The sequence below is a fragment of the Pseudoalteromonas sp. 11L1 genome (assembly GCF_055397545.1).
Map to the genome: position 1 here is coordinate 214,015 of NZ_AP041141.1, position 16,014 is coordinate 230,028.

The 16,014-nt window shown below is 42.1% G+C and carries 17 protein-coding genes; 3 read left to right on the top strand and 14 right to left on the bottom strand.

What is annotated here, in order from left to right; genetic code table 11:
• From ACZ5WS_RS00975 to mraZ, 12 genes are read right to left on the bottom strand one after another with little or no spacing between them, the layout of a single operon-like run.
• Window positions 1–921: a D-alanine--D-alanine ligase gene (locus ACZ5WS_RS00975; protein WP_138608079.1), complete on the bottom strand. Its 921-nt coding sequence runs from the start codon at window positions 919–921 to the stop codon at window positions 1–3.
• Window positions 918–2,327: a UDP-N-acetylmuramate--L-alanine ligase gene (gene murC / locus ACZ5WS_RS00980; protein ID WP_217694239.1), complete on the bottom strand. Its 1,410-nt coding sequence runs from the start codon at window positions 2,325–2,327 to the stop codon at window positions 918–920. Before murC ends, ACZ5WS_RS00975 begins: the two co-directional genes overlap by 4 nt.
• A 42-nt stretch (window positions 2,328–2,369) precedes the next feature.
• Complete coding sequence (gene murG, locus ACZ5WS_RS00985; RefSeq protein WP_010390701.1) at window positions 2,370–3,446, bottom strand: undecaprenyldiphospho-muramoylpentapeptide beta-N-acetylglucosaminyltransferase; 1,077 nt, start codon at window positions 3,444–3,446, stop codon at window positions 2,370–2,372.
• Window positions 3,443–4,618 carry a cell division protein FtsW gene (gene ftsW / locus ACZ5WS_RS00990; RefSeq protein WP_010390699.1) on the bottom strand — a complete coding sequence of 392 codons (1,176 nt, stop codon included), beginning with the start codon at window positions 4,616–4,618 and terminating at the stop codon, window positions 3,443–3,445. Before ftsW ends, murG begins: the two co-directional genes overlap by 4 nt.
• Window positions 4,615–5,949 carry a UDP-N-acetylmuramoyl-L-alanine--D-glutamate ligase gene (murD, locus tag ACZ5WS_RS00995; RefSeq protein ID WP_464710076.1) on the bottom strand — a complete coding sequence of 445 codons (1,335 nt, stop codon included), beginning with the start codon at window positions 5,947–5,949 and terminating at the stop codon, window positions 4,615–4,617. Before murD ends, ftsW begins: the two co-directional genes overlap by 4 nt.
• On the bottom strand, window positions 5,950–7,032 hold the full coding sequence (mraY, locus tag ACZ5WS_RS01000; RefSeq protein WP_054202311.1) for a phospho-N-acetylmuramoyl-pentapeptide-transferase: 1,083 nt from the start codon (window positions 7,030–7,032) through the stop codon (window positions 5,950–5,952).
• Entirely contained in the window at window positions 7,032–8,414 is a 1,383-nt protein-coding gene (locus ACZ5WS_RS01005; RefSeq protein WP_464710080.1) for a UDP-N-acetylmuramoyl-tripeptide--D-alanyl-D-alanine ligase, read from the bottom strand. Before ACZ5WS_RS01005 ends, mraY begins: the two co-directional genes overlap by 1 nt.
• Entirely contained in the window at window positions 8,411–9,889 is a 1,479-nt protein-coding gene (murE, locus tag ACZ5WS_RS01010; RefSeq protein ID WP_464711452.1) for a UDP-N-acetylmuramoyl-L-alanyl-D-glutamate--2,6-diaminopimelate ligase, read from the bottom strand. Before murE ends, ACZ5WS_RS01005 begins: the two co-directional genes overlap by 4 nt.
• On the bottom strand, window positions 9,882–11,699 hold the full coding sequence (locus tag ACZ5WS_RS01015) for a penicillin-binding transpeptidase domain-containing protein (protein WP_138608087.1): 1,818 nt from the start codon (window positions 11,697–11,699) through the stop codon (window positions 9,882–9,884). Before ACZ5WS_RS01015 ends, murE begins: the two co-directional genes overlap by 8 nt.
• Entirely contained in the window at window positions 11,696–12,022 is a 327-nt protein-coding gene (gene ftsL, locus ACZ5WS_RS01020; protein WP_010390691.1) for a cell division protein FtsL, read from the bottom strand. The genes ACZ5WS_RS01015 and ftsL overlap by 4 nt, the downstream gene beginning before the upstream one ends.
• The gene (gene rsmH, locus ACZ5WS_RS01025) at window positions 12,019–12,957 is read right to left on the bottom strand and encodes a 16S rRNA (cytosine(1402)-N(4))-methyltransferase RsmH (RefSeq protein WP_464710084.1); all 939 of its coding nucleotides are present in this window, start codon (window positions 12,955–12,957) and stop codon (window positions 12,019–12,021) included. The genes ftsL and rsmH overlap by 4 nt, the downstream gene beginning before the upstream one ends.
• 29 nt (window positions 12,958–12,986) lie before the next feature.
• A complete protein-coding gene (mraZ, locus tag ACZ5WS_RS01030; RefSeq protein WP_010390682.1) occupies window positions 12,987–13,445 on the bottom strand; it encodes a division/cell wall cluster transcriptional repressor MraZ in 459 nt (152 codons plus the stop codon).
• 455 nt (window positions 13,446–13,900) lie between these two features.
• Here mraZ and ACZ5WS_RS01035 point away from each other — a divergent pair, with 455 nt between their 5' ends.
• From ACZ5WS_RS01035 to ACZ5WS_RS01045, 3 genes are read left to right on the top strand one after another with little or no spacing between them, the layout of a single operon-like run.
• Window positions 13,901–14,218 (top strand): DUF883 domain-containing protein, encoded by a 318-nt coding sequence (locus tag ACZ5WS_RS01035; protein ID WP_138608088.1) that lies wholly within the window; start codon window positions 13,901–13,903, stop codon window positions 14,216–14,218.
• 4 nt (window positions 14,219–14,222) lie between these two features.
• Window positions 14,223–14,663: a hypothetical protein gene (locus ACZ5WS_RS01040; RefSeq protein WP_464710085.1), complete on the top strand. Its 441-nt coding sequence runs from the start codon at window positions 14,223–14,225 to the stop codon at window positions 14,661–14,663.
• 13 nt (window positions 14,664–14,676) lie between these two features.
• Complete coding sequence (locus ACZ5WS_RS01045; protein ID WP_290168957.1) at window positions 14,677–14,919, top strand: hypothetical protein; 243 nt, start codon at window positions 14,677–14,679, stop codon at window positions 14,917–14,919.
• Here the strand turns inward: ACZ5WS_RS01045 and ACZ5WS_RS01050 are convergent.
• Both ACZ5WS_RS01050 and ACZ5WS_RS01055 read right to left on the bottom strand, forming a co-directional pair.
• Complete coding sequence (locus ACZ5WS_RS01050) at window positions 14,908–15,072, bottom strand: pirin-like C-terminal cupin domain-containing protein (protein ID WP_232735473.1); 165 nt, start codon at window positions 15,070–15,072, stop codon at window positions 14,908–14,910. The two genes, ACZ5WS_RS01045 and ACZ5WS_RS01050, sit on opposite strands and share 12 nt — an antisense overlap.
• A gap of 62 nt (window positions 15,073–15,134) precedes the next feature.
• The gene (locus ACZ5WS_RS01055) at window positions 15,135–15,320 is read right to left on the bottom strand and encodes a hypothetical protein (RefSeq protein ID WP_232735472.1); all 186 of its coding nucleotides are present in this window, start codon (window positions 15,318–15,320) and stop codon (window positions 15,135–15,137) included.
• Window positions 15,321–16,014: the final 694 nt, after the last annotated feature.

A 16,014-nucleotide genomic window follows, 5' to 3' on the forward strand; every position in this document is an offset into this window, starting at 1 on the left:
TTAAAGGGTTTGCTCCAAAATGCGAACAACTAATTGCTCAAAACTTGCCCCATTGGCTTTTGCTGCCATTGGCACCAATGATTTTTCTGTCATGCCTGGCACGGTATTTACTTCCAACAAGTAAAATTGGCCTTGCTGATCTTGCATTGCATCGACGCGACCCCAGCCACTTGCACCCACTAAATCAAACGCATCGAGTGCCATTGCTTGTAGTTTTTGGGTATCTGGTTGTGATAAATCAGCAGGACAATGATATTGTGTCGTACTTGACTGATATTTAGCTTGGTAGTCATAAAAACCATTTGGCGTGCTCATTTCAATCACAGGTTGTACTTCATCACCAAGCACCGTAATTGTAAATTCGCGCCCCGAGATCCACTGCTCTACCAATACTTGGCTGTCGAACTTAAATGCATTGCTGAGCGCATCTTCAAGCTCTTCTGCAGAGCTTGCTTGTGCCATACCAATACTTGAGCCTTCGTGCGATGGTTTTACCATCACTTTTTTAAATTCATCGATCATTGCTTTAGCATCAAAGCCTTTTTTAGCATCAACTACCGCATAAGGTGCTGTGCTTAAGCCTGCCGATTTAAACAAGTGCTTACAACGAATTTTATCCATTGCTAATGCTGAACCCAGAACATTACTGCCGGTGTAAGGCAAGTTCATAAACTCTAAAGCACCTTGTACTGTGCCATCTTCACCACCTCGGCCATGCAGCGCAATAAAAACGCGATCAACGTTTAAGTCTTTTAATTCCCACAATGAACGATTTTGAGGGTCAAACGCAATCGCATCAATGCCACAGGCAAGAAGTGCATTAAGGACTGCTTGACCAGATTTTAATGACACGTCGCGCTCTGCTGAGTTTCCACCTAGCAGCACCGCTACTTTACCAAACTGGGAACTTACCTGTGTCATACTTCACCTTGCTTTAATTTTTCTATCGACATATTTGTTGCTGCTAAGTTTTTAACTAACTGACCTATGTTACCTGCACCTTGTGTAAGTACTAAATCATTATTTTGCAGGCAGTTAGCAAGTACACCTGCAAGCTCTGAGCTTGAAGCTACATGCAATGGCTCTTTGCCACGCTGGCGTAAACTGCGGCATAAACTCTTACTATCAGCGCCCACTATCGGCTCTTCGCCTGCACTGTAAACATCAAGCAATAGCAACTGATCAACCTCGGCGAGTACTTTCACAAAATCTTCGTATAAATCGCGAGTACGAGTATAGCGATGCGGCTGATAAACCATCACTAAACGCTTATCAGGCCAGCCTTCTCGCGCTGCGGTGATGGTAGCTGCCACTTCTGATGGGTGATGACCATAGTCATCTACTAACATCACATTACCGCATTCGTTTTCAAATTCACCATAATGCTGAAAACGACGGCCAATGCCTTCAAAAGTATCTAATGCCGCTAAAATTGCATGATTAGCTATGTTTTGATCTTTTGCCACCGCAATCGCTGCGGTTGCATTTAAGGCATTGTGTTTACCTGGCATATTTAACTTGGCGGTTAAACTCTCGCCTTGTTTATTAGTAACAGTAAATTGGCATGTATTGGCTGTTTGGCTAAATTCACTCATTCGATAGTCAGCATCTTGCGATTCACCATAAGTGATCACCGGACGACCAAAGCGAGGTATTAATTCTGCGGCAACGTCTGAATCTATACACACTACAGCTAGCCCGTAAAACGGCAGGTTATGAATGAATTCAACATAAGTATCTTTCATTTTTTCTAAGCTGCCGCCGTAAGTTTCCATGTGATCTTCTTCAATATTAGTGATCACCGATACCATAGGTTGTAAATGCAAAAATGAAGCATCGCTTTCATCCGCTTCAGCGATTAAAAAGTCGCTTTTGCCTACTTTAGCATTGCTGCCAGCACTATTTAATAAACCGCCAATAATAAAGGTTGGATCGAGCCCTGCTTGTGCATAAATACTGGCAATTAAACTGGTTGTTGTGGTTTTGCCATGGGTACCGGCAATAGCAATACCATGACGAAAACGCATCAGCTCAGCTAACATTTCTGCACGGCGAACCACCGGAATACGTGCAGCTTGCGCGGCTTGAATTTCAGGGTTTGTTTTATCAATTGCACTTGAAACCACCACCACATTAGCGTCTTTTACATTATTTTCATGATGGCCAATAAATACTTCAGCGCCCGCTTGAATTAAACGCTCGGTCATGGCGCTATGCGCTATATCTGAGCCAGTAATACGGTAACCTTCAAAAGCCAATACTTCTGCAATACCGCCCATACCTGCACCACCTATTCCTACAAAGTGAATAGTTTCAATGCGGCGCATCGCAGGGCGTGTATATTTTTCTTTTGCTAATGTCTGTTTCACTTATATTCTCTTATTTGTTACTTGCTCACAGTGCATAGCGACGCTGGCTGTGGCATCTAAAATAGCCTGCTGCTTTGCTTTAGCAGCCATTTTAGTTATTAATAAAGGTTCGGCTAAATAGGGACTTAAAAGTTCAACAATGCTGCGCTGATTAAATTGCCCCTGTGGCATTAATAGTGCCCCTTCTGCCATTACTAAATACTGTGCATTTGCTGTTTGGTGATCGTCAACCGCATGTGGAAACGGTACAAATACCGCCATTTTACCTGCTGCAGCAATTTCACTAACCGTTAGCGCCCCAGCGCGACAAATCACAATATCGGCCCAGCTATAAGCGGTATCCATATCATCAATAAATTCAGCAACAGTTACTTGTTCATCGCCCATTTGTTGCTGCTGGTAACTTTCGCTCACACTAGCAAAATGGCCTTTACCAGTTTGGTGCCAAACATTAATGGCACAGGTATCATTTAAGCGCTTAAATGCTTCAGGCAGTGTTTGGTTAAGTACTTGCGCACCTAGTGAGCCACCCACTACAAGCATATTGATTGGACTTGATATTTCCCGCTTAGGTATATCAACTACACTCTGACGCACAGGGTTACCCACCAGCTCAGCTTTACCACTGGCAAAAGCACTTGGAAATGCAGCTAATACGCGATTCGCAAATTTCGCTAGCCATTTATTGCTCATACCAGCTACGGCGTTTTGCTCATGAATTACCAAAGGGATACCGAGACTTTTTGCCGCAATACCCGTAGGGCCTGTCACGTAGCCGCCCATAGCTAAAACCACGTCAGGGCGTTGTTGTTTTAATACCTTACGCGCCTGCAATATTGCATTAATAACCATGAATGGCGCTTTAATGAGGCGTTTTAAACCATTACCTCGCACGCCTTTTACATCAATAAAATCAATTTCTATGTTGTGCTTGGGCACGACACTGGCTTCCATTCTATCAGGAGTGCCTATCCAGCTAACTTGCCAACCTTGCTGTTTGAGATAATCAGCAACCGCAATCCCTGGGAAAATATGTCCACCTGTGCCCCCTGCTACAACGACTATTTTTTTACTCATCGTTTAGCTCCCCCCGACGTGGCCTGTTTGGTTGCCATCTTCGTTTCAAAATCTACCCGTAATAAAATACCAGTGGCTATGGTCATCATTAATAAACTTGAGCCACCATAGGAAATAAACGGTAGGGTTAGTCCTTTGGTTGGTAATATACCGGCACTGGCGCCTACATTAACCATAGTTTGAAATGCAAACCAAATACCGATAGCTAAAGCTAAATAGCCTTCATATTCTTTACCGTTTTTAAGCGCATTTTGGCCAATTAGTAGCGCTCTAAATACTAATGTTCCTAATACCATTAAAATACTCAATACGCCCATAAAACCGAGTTCTTCAGCAATCACGGCAAAAATAAAATCGGTGTGTGCTTCCGGTAAATATTGTAATTTTTGTACGCTATTACCTAAGCCTTGGCCAAACCAATCACCTTGGCTATAAGCCATCAGTGATTGCACTAATTGATAACCTTTACCAAAAGGGTCATCCCAAGGTTCTAAAAAACCCACCACACGCGCCATGCGATAGGGCTCAAACACAATCAGCCCAACTACCAGCGCAATACCGGTTAAAATAAGTGCAAAAAATTGCCAAAGCTTGGCACCAGCTAAAAACAATAAACCAACTGTAGTAACAAACATCACCACCACGGTTCCTAAATCTGGCTGCATTAAAATAAGCGCTGCATAAACGGCAAATACCGCAATAGGTTTTGCAAAGCCTTTAATGTTTTCTTGTACTTCACTGCGCTTACGCACTAAATAGCCAGCGATATAACTAAAAAAGAATAACTTAGCGAGCTCGGAAGCCTGAATATTAAATGGCCCTATAGGTATCCAGCGGGTCGAACCATTCACTTCTCGCCCCACAATTAGCACTACCAATAACAACACTAAGCCGATTAGTAATAAGTAGGGGTTAGCTTTTTTCCACCACGACATAGGTACTTGAGTACTAATGCAAAATAAACAAAACGAGAGCCCTAAAAAAATACCGTGGCGGATAGTAAAATGATAAATGTTGCCAAACAGCCTATCGGCCGTCGGCATTGAAGCACTGGTTACCATCACAAAGCCCACCCCTATTAGCATTAACATGCAATAAAGGAGCGGCACATCATAAAGCTGCGCCGAAGGTTTAGGAGTAAATGCCTCTTTAATATCCGCAAAAGCTATCATGGCAGCTCCTGCAATACACAATGCACAAAATCATCGCCGCGCTGCATATAATTGTTATACATATCTATACTGGCGCAGGCTGGGGCTAATAAAACCGTATCGCCTGACGTACTTAATTGTTTAGCAAGCGCCACAGCTTCAGACATGTTAGTGGTTAAATGACCTTTAGCAGTTAGTGCCATTAACTCTTTTGCATCTTTACCAAAGCAAATGAGGGCTTTAACGTGTTGCTCAACATAAGGTTTAAGTGCCTCTAAATCAGCGCCTTTGGCATCGCCACCAGCAATAACCACTAAGTTTTGTTGCTTACCCGCTAAACTATCAATAGCGGTAATTGTTGCGCCTACATTGGTGGCTTTAGAATCATTAAAATACTTAACGCTATTAAACTCACCCACAAACTGGCAACGATGTGCCAAGCCATTAAATTGAGCTAACGCAGTTTTATAATGCGCTTTAGTTATTTCAAACGGGCTGAGTAACGCCATTACTGCCAGTGTATTTAAATAATTATGCTTACCCACAACGGCTAAGGTACTTACTGGCAAATAAGCTTCGCCCTTTACCATAAAGTGCGCTTCGTTATTATGCTGTGCTAAGTGGTAATCACCTTGTGTTTCTCCAAAACTAACTTGTGGTGCTAACGTGCGACTCACTGGGTGGGTTTGTCTATCGTCAGCATTAATAACTAAAAGTTCAGCGCCGTTATAAATACTTAACTTTGAATCTATATAAGCTTGATAGCTATCATAGCGATCGAGATGATCTTCTGAAATATTAAGCACAGTTGCACTGCTGGCTTTTAAGCTGTCAGTGGTATCAAGCTGAAAACTCGACAGTTCCAGTACAAATACATCAAAGTCACCGTCAAGTAAATCCAGTACAGCTGTGCCAATATTGCCGCCCAATGCTACTTTATACCCTGCTTTTTTTAATACTTCATAAGCAAGGGTTACTACCGTTGATTTACCATTTGAGCCTGTTACCGCAACAACTGGTTTAGTGTTAATGCGGGCAAATAGCTCAACATCACCAATCACTTCTACGCCGGCATTCATTGCCTGTGCAACCGCAGGGGTTTTTAAACTTAGCCCAGGACTAATAATGATCATATCGCAAGCACTGAGTGCCGCATTATTTAAATCACCAAAGTGAGTATTTAAATTAGCGGCATGTTGCTTGAGCCAATCAACACCGGGAGGATTTTCTCGGCTATCGACTACATTGGGCTGTATTCCTTGAGATAATAAAAAGCGCACAATGCCCAGACCGGTTACACCGAGCCCGAGCACTGTTATTTGTTTATTTTTAATCTCGTTTAAATACTGCATTTATCGGATCTTTAATGTCGCAAGGCCAGCGAGCACCAGCACAATAGAAATTATCCAAAAGCGTACAATAACGCGTGGCTCTGGCCATCCTTTAAGTTCGTAGTGATGGTGAATCGGCGCCATTTTAAAAATACGTTGGCCGCGCAATTTATAAGAGCCAACTTGTAAAATTACCGATAGCGCTTCCATTACAAACACGCCCCCCATAATAATAAGTAATAGCTCTTGGCGAACCAGCACAGCAATAATACCTAATGCACCACCTAGAGCTAACGAGCCTACATCGCCCATAAACACTTGTGCTGGGTAGGTGTTAAACCATAAAAAGCCTAACCCTGCACCCACAATAGCGGTACACACCACTACCAATTCACTGGCAAGTGGCAAATGCGGAATATGTAAATAAGCCGAAAAGTTAATATTACCGGTTAAATAAGCAATAATAGCCAGTGCTGCAGCCACCAAAATTGTTGGCACAATAGCTAAGCCGTCTAGTCCGTCGGTTAAGTTTACCGCGTTTGAGGTGCCCACTAATGCAAAATACGTGATTACGATATAAAACAGTCCTAGCTGCGGCAGTACATCTTTAAAAAATGGCACAACAAGAGATGTCTCTGTCGCTTGGGTACTGGTCATATAAAGTGCAGTTGCTACAACCAATGCAATTACTGATTGCCAAAAATACTTCCACTTAGCAATCAGTCCTTTAGGATCTTTGCGGATCACTTTGCGGTAATCGTCAATAAAGCCAACAATCCCCAATGAGCCAATCACAAACAATGTGGCCCATACGTATTTATTAGACAAATCAGCCCACAATAAAGTGCTGGTGAATATTGCCGCTAAAATAAGTAAGCCACCCATGGTCGGTGTACCCGATTTAGACAAGTGTGATTGCGGACCATCATCACGTACTGTTTGCCCAATTTGCATGCGCTGTAAACCACGAATTAACTTTGGTCCCAAATAAAGCGACATAATTAACGCGGTCAAAATACCTAAAATGGCACGAAGAGTTAAATACGAAAAAACATTAAAGCCACTATAATATTGAGTTAAATACTCAGCCAGCCAAACTAACATTATGATACTCCATTGATGGCTTGTTGCTGGCCATTAACTAAATCGGTTACTAAAAGCTCCATGCGAGAACTCCGTGATCCTTTCACGACAAGGGTAATTTTTTTATCTACTTTGCTAATACTGTTTTGAATTTGCTGCAGCATTTGCTCACGATTTGAAAAGTGACGATTAGGCAGCTCAAATACATCACTTGCTGACTTACTTAATACACCGAGTGTAAATAGCTCATCAATGCCTTGCGCTAATGCATATTCGCCCACTTCTTGATGATACTTACGAGCATCTTCACCAAGCTCCCCCATATCACCGAGAGCCAAAATACGATGACCTTGAATATCGCTAAGTAAATCAATCGCCGCTTTTACCGATTTAACGTTGGCATTATAAGTATCATCAATAATGGTGAGTGACTTACTGGCTTCAATCAGGTTAACCCGCCCTTTAACTTCACCCATGGTCGCTAGGGCGCTGGCAATTTCATCAAGTGACACGTCAAACTCACTGGTTAATGCCGCAGCAATAAGCGCGTTGCTAATATTATGCTTACCTGGCAATGCTAACGTAACCGGAACTCTGTGTTGTTTGGTACATAACATAAAGCTTGCTCGAGCTTGTGCATCTAGGCTGATGTCCTCAGACCAAATATCCAGTTTTTCACCGCTAGAAAAACATTTAACCTTTCGCGCTGCTAATTTATCAAGCCAATACTGACTAAACTCGCTATCGCAATTAACAATGGCAATGCCATCGTCTTTTAAACCATCGTAAATTTCGCCTTTGGCTTGTGCTACCCCTTGTAAGCTACCAAAACCTTCTAAATGTGCCGCGGCAACATTACATACCACGGCAACATCCGGCTTGGTCATGGCGGTAGTGTAGGCAATTTCACCAATATGGTTTGCACCGAGTTCAATAACCGCATAACGATGCTGTGGCTCTAATCTCAATAAGGTAAGAGGCACGCCAATATCATTATTAAAGTTGCCTTTAGTCGCTAAAACATCCCCTTTACTTGATAAAATAGCAGCACACATTTCTTTTACTGTGGTTTTACCTACACTGCCAGTAATAGCGATAGTTTTAGGTGCAACTTGCGCCATCACCGCTGTACCAATTGTGCCTAATGCAATACGGGTATCGGCAACTACAAATTGAGCAATGTCGGTATCAACAGCGTGATCGACAATGACTCCAATAGCACCTTTTTGTTTTGCTTGCTCAATAAACTTATGCCCATCAAAATTGGGGCCTTTAAGTGCCAAAAACACTTCACCATCACATAAAGTACGGGTATCGGTGTTTATATTTATTACTTGACGATTATCACCTTGATAATCGGTTGCTAGCACATTTGCTAGCCAATCAAAATCCATTGGGATCATGCTTGAGACCCTCTTACTGCTTGTTTTAATTGTTGTTGTACAAATTGGCGGTCGCAAAAGTCAATGCGTTTGTTACCTATAATTTGATAGTCTTCATGCCCTTTACCGGCAATTAAAATAACCTCACCGACTTTTGCGTTATCTATAGCAAATTGTATCGCAGCACCCCGGTCGGCCTCTAAATGGGCGTTTTGTGGGTGTGTTAATCCTGCAGCTACATCATTAATAATTTCATTGGGATCTTCAGAGCGCGGGTTATCACTGGTAATGATCACTTTGTCTGCAAACTGCTCAGCGGCTTGTGCCATTAGTACACGTTTACCTTTATCTCTGTCGCCGCCGCAACCAAATACACAACTCACTCCACCTGGTACATGTTGTTGCAGCGCTTGTAACGCTAGTGCGAGTGCATCAGGCGTATGTGCATAATCAACTACGCAAGTAGGCATATTTGGCGCTGTAAATGCTTGCATTCTGCCTGCTACAGGTTGCAAATACTCACACCCTGCCACTAATTGCGTTAATGGGTAACCTAGCGCTAATAATGTGGCTAAAGCAGCGGTTAAATTATATAGATTAAATTCACCATATAACGGTGATTTTATGGCAATATCACCCCAACTTGTAGTTAATTGCGCCGAAATACCGGTTGCTGAATAGCTAACATCAGAAAAATACACAAACTGAGCGTTTTTAGGGGCTAAGTTTTTACGGCCATAACAAATTAGTTTATTAAAGCTATATTTTTCAATCCATTGCTCTGCTTGTCCGTCATCTTGGTTAAGAATGACATTGGCAGCATCAAAATCACGAAACAGCATCAATTTGGCATCACCGTAACTATCCATGTCACCATGATAATCTAGATGATCACGAGATAGGTTAGTAAATACCGCCGCTTTGAAATGGCACTGATCAACACGGTGCTGCACTAGACCATGCGATGATACTTCCATCGCTACTAAGCGGTGTTGCTTCTCTTTTAAGTCACTTAAAATATGCTGTAAATCCACACTTGAGGGCGTGGTATTTTGCAGCGGTGTTAAATTATCTGGATGGCCATAACCGAGCGTGCCTATGATTGCGGCTTGGGTATGACAAAACTGTGCTAAATGAGCAATCATTGCGGTAGTAGTCGACTTACCATTAGTACCTGTTACGCCAACTAAATCTAGTTCTAGGCTAGGTTGTTGGTAAAATTTACTCGCTAATACAGGTAACTTTTTATTTAGCTCTGAGACTAAATAAAGCGGCTCAAAATCACTTTCAAACTCACACAGTCTGTCGGCAATAATTGCACTGGCACCATTTTCAATTGCTTTATCAATAAACTGCCCGCCATCAAGCTGATGACCTTTTATTGCCACAAACACATCACCTGGTTTTACATCGCGGCTGTCTAAACGCAACTCGTTTACCATTAAACGTGCTGCGTCTATTTCTAAATGTTTTAAAATTGAATGTAAATCACGCACCATCATCTTTGCCCTTCACGTATGCCACAGAGTCTTTGTCTGGGGCAACGTTTAAAATTCTTAATGAATTAGAGATTATTTCTGCAAACGCCGGACCTGCCGTTGCGCCGCCATAATAAACATCTCCACCGGGCTCGTTGATCAATACCACAACAGCTAATCGCGGATTACTTGCTGGGGCAATACCCGCAAAGTAACCCACATATTCGTCACCATAACCACCCGCTGCGGCCTTTTTAGAAGTACCTGTTTTGCCCGCTGCACGGTAGCCATCAACTTTAATACGGCGTGCGGTACCACCTTCTTCAAATACGCTTTCCATCATATGAACCACAGCTTCAACATCTTGTTGTTGAAAAACGCGTTCACCTTCAGGAATAGAATCTTGCTTAAGCACGGTGAGTGGGCGGTTAACCCCACCCGCGCCTAACATGGCGTAAAAACGAGCCATTTGCGCGGTACTCACGGCAATATTGTAACCAAACGAAAGTGCGGCAATTTCGTGATCTGACCAACGACGGTTTGGGTAAAATAAACCACTACTTTCCCCGACCATGCCGGTACCACTATCACTGCCAAAACCCACCTTTTGGTAAAGACCAACAAAATAGTCTTTGGGTACGGTTTGGCTTATTTTTGTTACGCCCATATTACTGGAGTATTTTAAAATTTCGCGCAGCGTCATTTCACCATGATTACGGGTATCTTGTACTAAGCTGCCCCCTAAACGCATCCAGCCTGGGTAGGTATCAACTTTGTCATCCGGTTGGATTGTGCCGTAGTCTAATCCAGCTAAAATGGCTAGAGGCTTAACAGTTGAGCCGGGTTCAAACAAATCGGTAATTGCACGGTTACGACGCTTATGAGGAGCCGCACCGCTTAAATTATTAGGATTAAATGAAGGACTATTTACCATAGCCAAAACTTCACCAGTTTTAACATCAACCACCATGGCTGAGCCTGAAGTGGCCTTGTAAGTTAATACCGCTGATTTAACCGCTTTGTAGGCAATCGCCTGAATACGCTGATCAATACTTAGTTGAATACTCTCAGGCTCTACTCGCTCGCGCTCATCAAGCACTTCAACTTCACGTCCTTGGGCATCTTTTCGAATCGTACGTCGGCCTTCTTCACCTGTGAGTGCATTTTCGTAAAGCTTTTCTATGCCTTCAATGCCTTTGCCATCGATATTAGTAAAACCAATGATATGCGCACTGACCTCACCGGCAGGGTAATAGCGTTTTGATTCATCTAAAAGGTGAATACCCGGCAGGCGTAAATCGCCAATGTAATTAGCAACAGCTGGAGTAACTTGGCGTTTTAAGTAAACAAAGCGACGAGTAGGATCATCAAGTAGTCGGGTATTAATTTTGCTCGGATCAATACGCAGTACATCGGCAAGTTCACGCCAGCGCAAATCGTTTTTATAATACAGGGCGGTGCGCTTGTTTAACTCAGCGACATTTTCACGCAGAGTTTGCTGATCTTCACCATTTTTGCGGGCTTGTCTGAGTACTTTGCTCACCAGTGATTTATGCAAAGCTTTAGGATCGGCATACACACTGACTACAGGTACACTAACTGCTAACTCTTTACCGTTACGATCGAAGATCATGCCGCGTTGCACATGCAATTTTTCAACACGTACCGTACGCTTGTCACTTTCGGAGCGGGCCTTATCGGGTTCAATTACTTGCAAATACGCAGCACGCGATACCAAAGTCACAAACACTAAAAAAATCACCACGCACACCAAAATAAAGCGCCATGCGATTAGGTTGTTGACTGGTTTTTTGCCTCGCGTTCTCATTGTAATATGATTACCTGCTCATCTTGGCTGGTTGGCCGCTTCATTTCTAATTGTGACGTTGCCACTTCTTCAATGCGTGCATGTTGTGAATAAAATTCTTCTTCCACTAAAAAATAACGCCACTCTAAATCCAGTTCATCACGCTCTTGCAGTAACGAATCTTGCTCAATTAATTGCGCACGAGATAAGTGGGTTACCTGTACTACGCTCAAACTTGATGCGAATATCACAACCAACAAGGCCAAGGTGATCTTGTTTGCACCTAGGCCTTTAATTATTTCAATAAATAGATTGGGTTGGCGATAACTCGCTTTTTTACTCATCCCAACCTCTGTGCAATCCTTAGTACTGAGCTGCGAGAGCGTGGATTGCGCGCCACTTCATCAGCACTTGGTTTAATAGCTTTACCCACTGCTTTTAACGTCAGATTTTTATTTATTTGTGCGTCGGTTAAAGGCAGACCTCTGGGTATCGCTTCTCCCTTACTCTGTTTTTTAATAAATTGTTTTACAATGCGATCTTCTAAAGAGTGGAAGGAAATAACAACTAAGCGACCACCTGGCTTAAGAACTTTAATCGCCGCCTGTAGTGCGGTTTGAATTTCCTCTAACTCGCTATTGATATAAATACGAATTGCCTGAAACGTGCGCGTTGCAGGATGTTTAAACTTGTCTTTAACAGGTACAGCTTCATCAACTAAATCTGCGAGCTGTTTAGTGGTAGTAATTGGCGTATGTTCACGCACTTCCAATATCTTGTGTGCAATGCGCTTACCAAATTTTTCTTCACCTAGCTTTTTGATCACATGGGTAATGTCATCTAGTTCTGCCTCAGCTAACCACTGCGCAGCGCTACGGCCTGTGCTTGGATCCATTCGCATATCAAGCGGGCCGTCTTTCATAAAACTAAAGCCACGAGCGGCATCATCTAACTGCGGTGACGACACACCAATATCAAGTAAAATGCCATCAACTTTACCAATTAGATCGTTTTGTTCAGCAACTTCGTATAACCTTGAGAACCGTGAGTGAGCAATCGAAAAACGTGAGTCATCGGCAAACTTTTCTGCTGACTTTATAGCTTGTGGATCCTGATCAATAGCCTGCAAGCGACCAGCGCCGCCCAAGCGCGCTAATATTTGCCCTGAATGTCCGCCACGCCCAAAGGTGCCATCCATGTAAATGCCGTCTGGCTTAATTGCAAGTGCATCTATGGTTTCGTCCATTAATACGGATACGTGTTCAAATTGCGCTGTCATTAGCTATTTTTTGCCTTTTTGTTTTGCTGCTAGAGGGTAAAGTTATCTAAATCGTCATTGGGTTCAAATTCGCCAAGCCTTTCAAGCTCAGTGTCTTGTCGCATTTGTTCGTGCCAACGCGCCTCATCCCAAATCTCAAATTTATTCATTAAGCCCACCAGCATAATTTTTTTGCCAAGTTCTGCATGTGAGCGCAAAGAAGGCGCCAGCAAAATTCGACCGTTTTTATCAAGCTGATACTCTGTCGCATTACCTAACAACATACGTTGCATCCGTCGCGCTCTGGGATTCATATTAGATATTTTTGCTAAACGGCTTTCAATTTCTAACCATTCAGCAAGCGGGTACAACCAAAGACAAGGCTCATTGAGTGCAACTGTGCAAATAACCGTTCCCTGATCTTCAGACAATAGCGTGTCTCGGTACTTTGTTGGTACCGCAAAACGTCCTTTATCATCCAAACTCAGTGAACTTGCGCCACGAAACATAAAAAGCCTATTGTAAAATTATTTTAATCAACTTTTTGATTAACCCGATCCAGTTTGATCCACTAAACACCACTTTTTACCACAGTGCTCCAGTTTAGGGCTTGACAAGCCTTTTTGTCAAGTAAGTCACCCAGCTTTAGCGCCCCGCGAAGCCTGAAAAAATAAGGCTCAGATTAAAGCGGTTGAATTGTTTAGTAAAAAATCTAATCAGCCGATAAAAATTTTTTTCATCGGTTTTTTTATTACTTGGCAGCGTTTGTTTGCTCAATGAATAAACAGTGAATAATTACAATTTTTTTGTTTGTAAAAATTACAAACCATAGGCGCAATAGTTACAGCAATAAACACGTAGAAGTCAGCGTTAAAATTAAAATATAAATATAAAACAACAATTTAAAAACTGGTTTAATCATTGCACTTTAATAATTACTTTTAAAAACTATTAAGGATTGATTATGGCTACGGCAACTAAGAGCAAAGCACCTATTGATACAAAACAAGAGATTGAAGCCCCGTTAACAGATAAGGCAACATCAGCTGCGCATGACGCAGTAGATGCATTATCGAGTAAAGCGGCGGTAGCTGAAAATGGTGTTCGTAAAGGAGCAAGCAGTTCAGCAGAAACGCTTAACGAAAAACAGTTAGCAGCTCGCGAGAAATTAGAAGAATGTACCTCTAAGACTCGTCAACTCGCATCTGAAAATCCACTAGCAACGGCTGGTCTGGCATTTGCTGCTGGTATGTTAGTTACTGCGCTATTTCGTCGTAAGTAATACCATGCAAAACCCAGATTTAACATCAAGCGAATCACAAGCGACGGATTCGCAATCATCAGCAACAAATGCGGATGACTGGCAAGATCATGTTGCCAAGCTTGCTGACTATGCAGCGCAGCTCAAGGATGATTACCATCAACAAGGAAAGTTGACACATCAGCTGGCAATAGCAGAGTGGAAGCTATCGCTAAGATCCTTAGCACTGATCACTATTTTACTAGGATGTTTTGCCAGTGGCTTGGTGTTATTGTGGGTGGGATTTTTAGGTATTGTAGGCTTTGCTACTTTTGATTTATTTAGCTCGATTTGGCTGAGTATTACTGTAGTGATCAGCCTACAAATTCTATGCTTAATTTGGCTATGGCGAAATGCAGTTTATCTAAGCAAAAAAATTGGTTTTACTAAAACGCTAAATAGTCTAAAGCAGCTGCTTAAGTTATAAGGCATACACAATTATGTTAATCAATTATTTGATCAATTCACCGGACGCTCGAGTGCAACAGCTCCACAAAGAAGTGGCGATACAATCTGAGCTAAAGCGTCAGCACCTTACGGCAATAAAATATCGAGCCAAACGTTTTGCCGCAACAAAAGTGGGGCTCGTTAGTGCTTTTAGTGCAGGCGTGGTTGTGGAGTCGGCAAAAGGAGACACCAACATAGTAAAAAAATACAGTTGGTTGTTAAAACTACTCGCTTAAAAGCCACTCCTGCATTAATACATCACGACAGTGAACCAAAAAAACGTTTTTACAATCGCTAACCGCTTGGCGAATTTCAGCGTCAGTGATCATCACAAACGGGCCTATTTGTGCAATTGGCTGATTAAACGGTTCACCTAATAATATGAGCACTCCCGATGTTTATTGAGTCCTATGCTAACTTTACAACTTAGCTCAAAGATTTCACTTTGCACTTATATGCAATGCTTCAACCACCGCTCTAGGCTAACTCCTTGTTGATTAGTCAAACTCGGTACTGGTTGCTCTGTGATATTCTGGTATTGCGGCTCACGCATTTTGTTATTGCTTGGCATATTGAGCCAAATCTGAAAGTCACGTAAGCCTTGTTCAGCATCAGCAAGTAGCGTTTCACTGTGCATAACACCGCTACCGGTATTTATCCATTACACGTCTCCCGAGCAAGTCACTTCTTTGTTTCCCATTTAATCTTCATGCTCAAATAACACTTTTAAAATATGAATGAAAGTTTCGATACCGCAATGAGGTTGAGGAGGAAAACCATCGCTCTACTCACTTTTATCATCGGGCTTAAGCTCACTAATTATTAATAATGACACTAAATATTTACCATCAAACTTAGAATAAGACGGATGTTGACACAATCCCCATATTAGGTACTATGAGCAGCCAGAACATTGTTTATTTTTCATCTTTTGCCTAAGGTCGATTTACTCTTTGTTGCCTACATGAATTTAGGTAAGGGCTTTGAGCGGGACGCGGAAGCTTTGCTCGGTTTTTAGTTATTCTTACATGGATGTAAGCCAGTAGAATAACGCAGGAGCAGTTATCGAGCCCATTTGGTTACAAACCTCGCGTCGCGGTTAAACATGCCCTTATTTGTTATGTAAATATATAAGAGATTAAATTATTATTTCATCATGTTTTTAATACGTAAATTAATATATTTCAATCATATGCAACACCATCTTATTTCAAAATCTTAGATATAACCTTAGTACTTTAATGGTTATTTATAGTAGGATTATTTAGCGTCACTCTGCTTTGTACTAATTTGGATACGACTATTTTTACTTCATCACTAAAACATCAACT

What these genes read in the sequence shown, in the direction of transcription:
- rsmH (WP_464710084.1), bottom strand. Translation starts at nt 12,957, where the DNA reads ATGACAGCGCAATTTGAACACGTATCCGTATTAATGGACGAAACCATA.
- ACZ5WS_RS01035 (WP_138608088.1), top strand. Translation starts at nt 13,901, where the DNA reads ATGGCTACGGCAACTAAGAGCAAAGCACCTATTGATACAAAACAAGAG.
- ACZ5WS_RS01055 (WP_232735472.1), bottom strand. Translation starts at nt 15,320, where the DNA reads ATGCACAGTGAAACGCTACTTGCTGATGCTGAACAAGGCTTACGTGAC.
- ACZ5WS_RS01040 (WP_464710085.1), top strand. Translation starts at nt 14,223, where the DNA reads ATGCAAAACCCAGATTTAACATCAAGCGAATCACAAGCGACGGATTCG.
- murC (WP_217694239.1), bottom strand. Translation starts at nt 2,327, where the DNA reads ATGCGCCGCATTGAAACTATTCACTTTGTAGGAATAGGTGGTGCAGGT.
- murD (WP_464710076.1), bottom strand. Translation starts at nt 5,949, where the DNA reads ATGCAGTATTTAAACGAGATTAAAAATAAACAAATAACAGTGCTCGGG.
- ACZ5WS_RS00975 (WP_138608079.1), bottom strand. Translation starts at nt 921, where the DNA reads ATGACACAGGTAAGTTCCCAGTTTGGTAAAGTAGCGGTGCTGCTAGGT.
- ACZ5WS_RS01015 (WP_138608087.1), bottom strand. Translation starts at nt 11,699, where the DNA reads ATGAGAACGCGAGGCAAAAAACCAGTCAACAACCTAATCGCATGGCGC.
- mraZ (WP_010390682.1), bottom strand. Translation starts at nt 13,445, where the DNA reads ATGTTTCGTGGCGCAAGTTCACTGAGTTTGGATGATAAAGGACGTTTT.
- ftsL (WP_010390691.1), bottom strand. Translation starts at nt 12,022, where the DNA reads ATGAGTAAAAAAGCGAGTTATCGCCAACCCAATCTATTTATTGAAATA.
- murG (WP_010390701.1), bottom strand. Translation starts at nt 3,446, where the DNA reads ATGAGTAAAAAAATAGTCGTTGTAGCAGGGGGCACAGGTGGACATATT.
- ACZ5WS_RS01045 (WP_290168957.1), top strand. Translation starts at nt 14,677, where the DNA reads ATGTTAATCAATTATTTGATCAATTCACCGGACGCTCGAGTGCAACAG.
- ACZ5WS_RS01005 (WP_464710080.1), bottom strand. Translation starts at nt 8,414, where the DNA reads ATGATCCCAATGGATTTTGATTGGCTAGCAAATGTGCTAGCAACCGAT.
- ftsW (WP_010390699.1), bottom strand. Translation starts at nt 4,618, where the DNA reads ATGATAGCTTTTGCGGATATTAAAGAGGCATTTACTCCTAAACCTTCG.
- mraY (WP_054202311.1), bottom strand. Translation starts at nt 7,032, where the DNA reads ATGTTAGTTTGGCTGGCTGAGTATTTAACTCAATATTATAGTGGCTTT.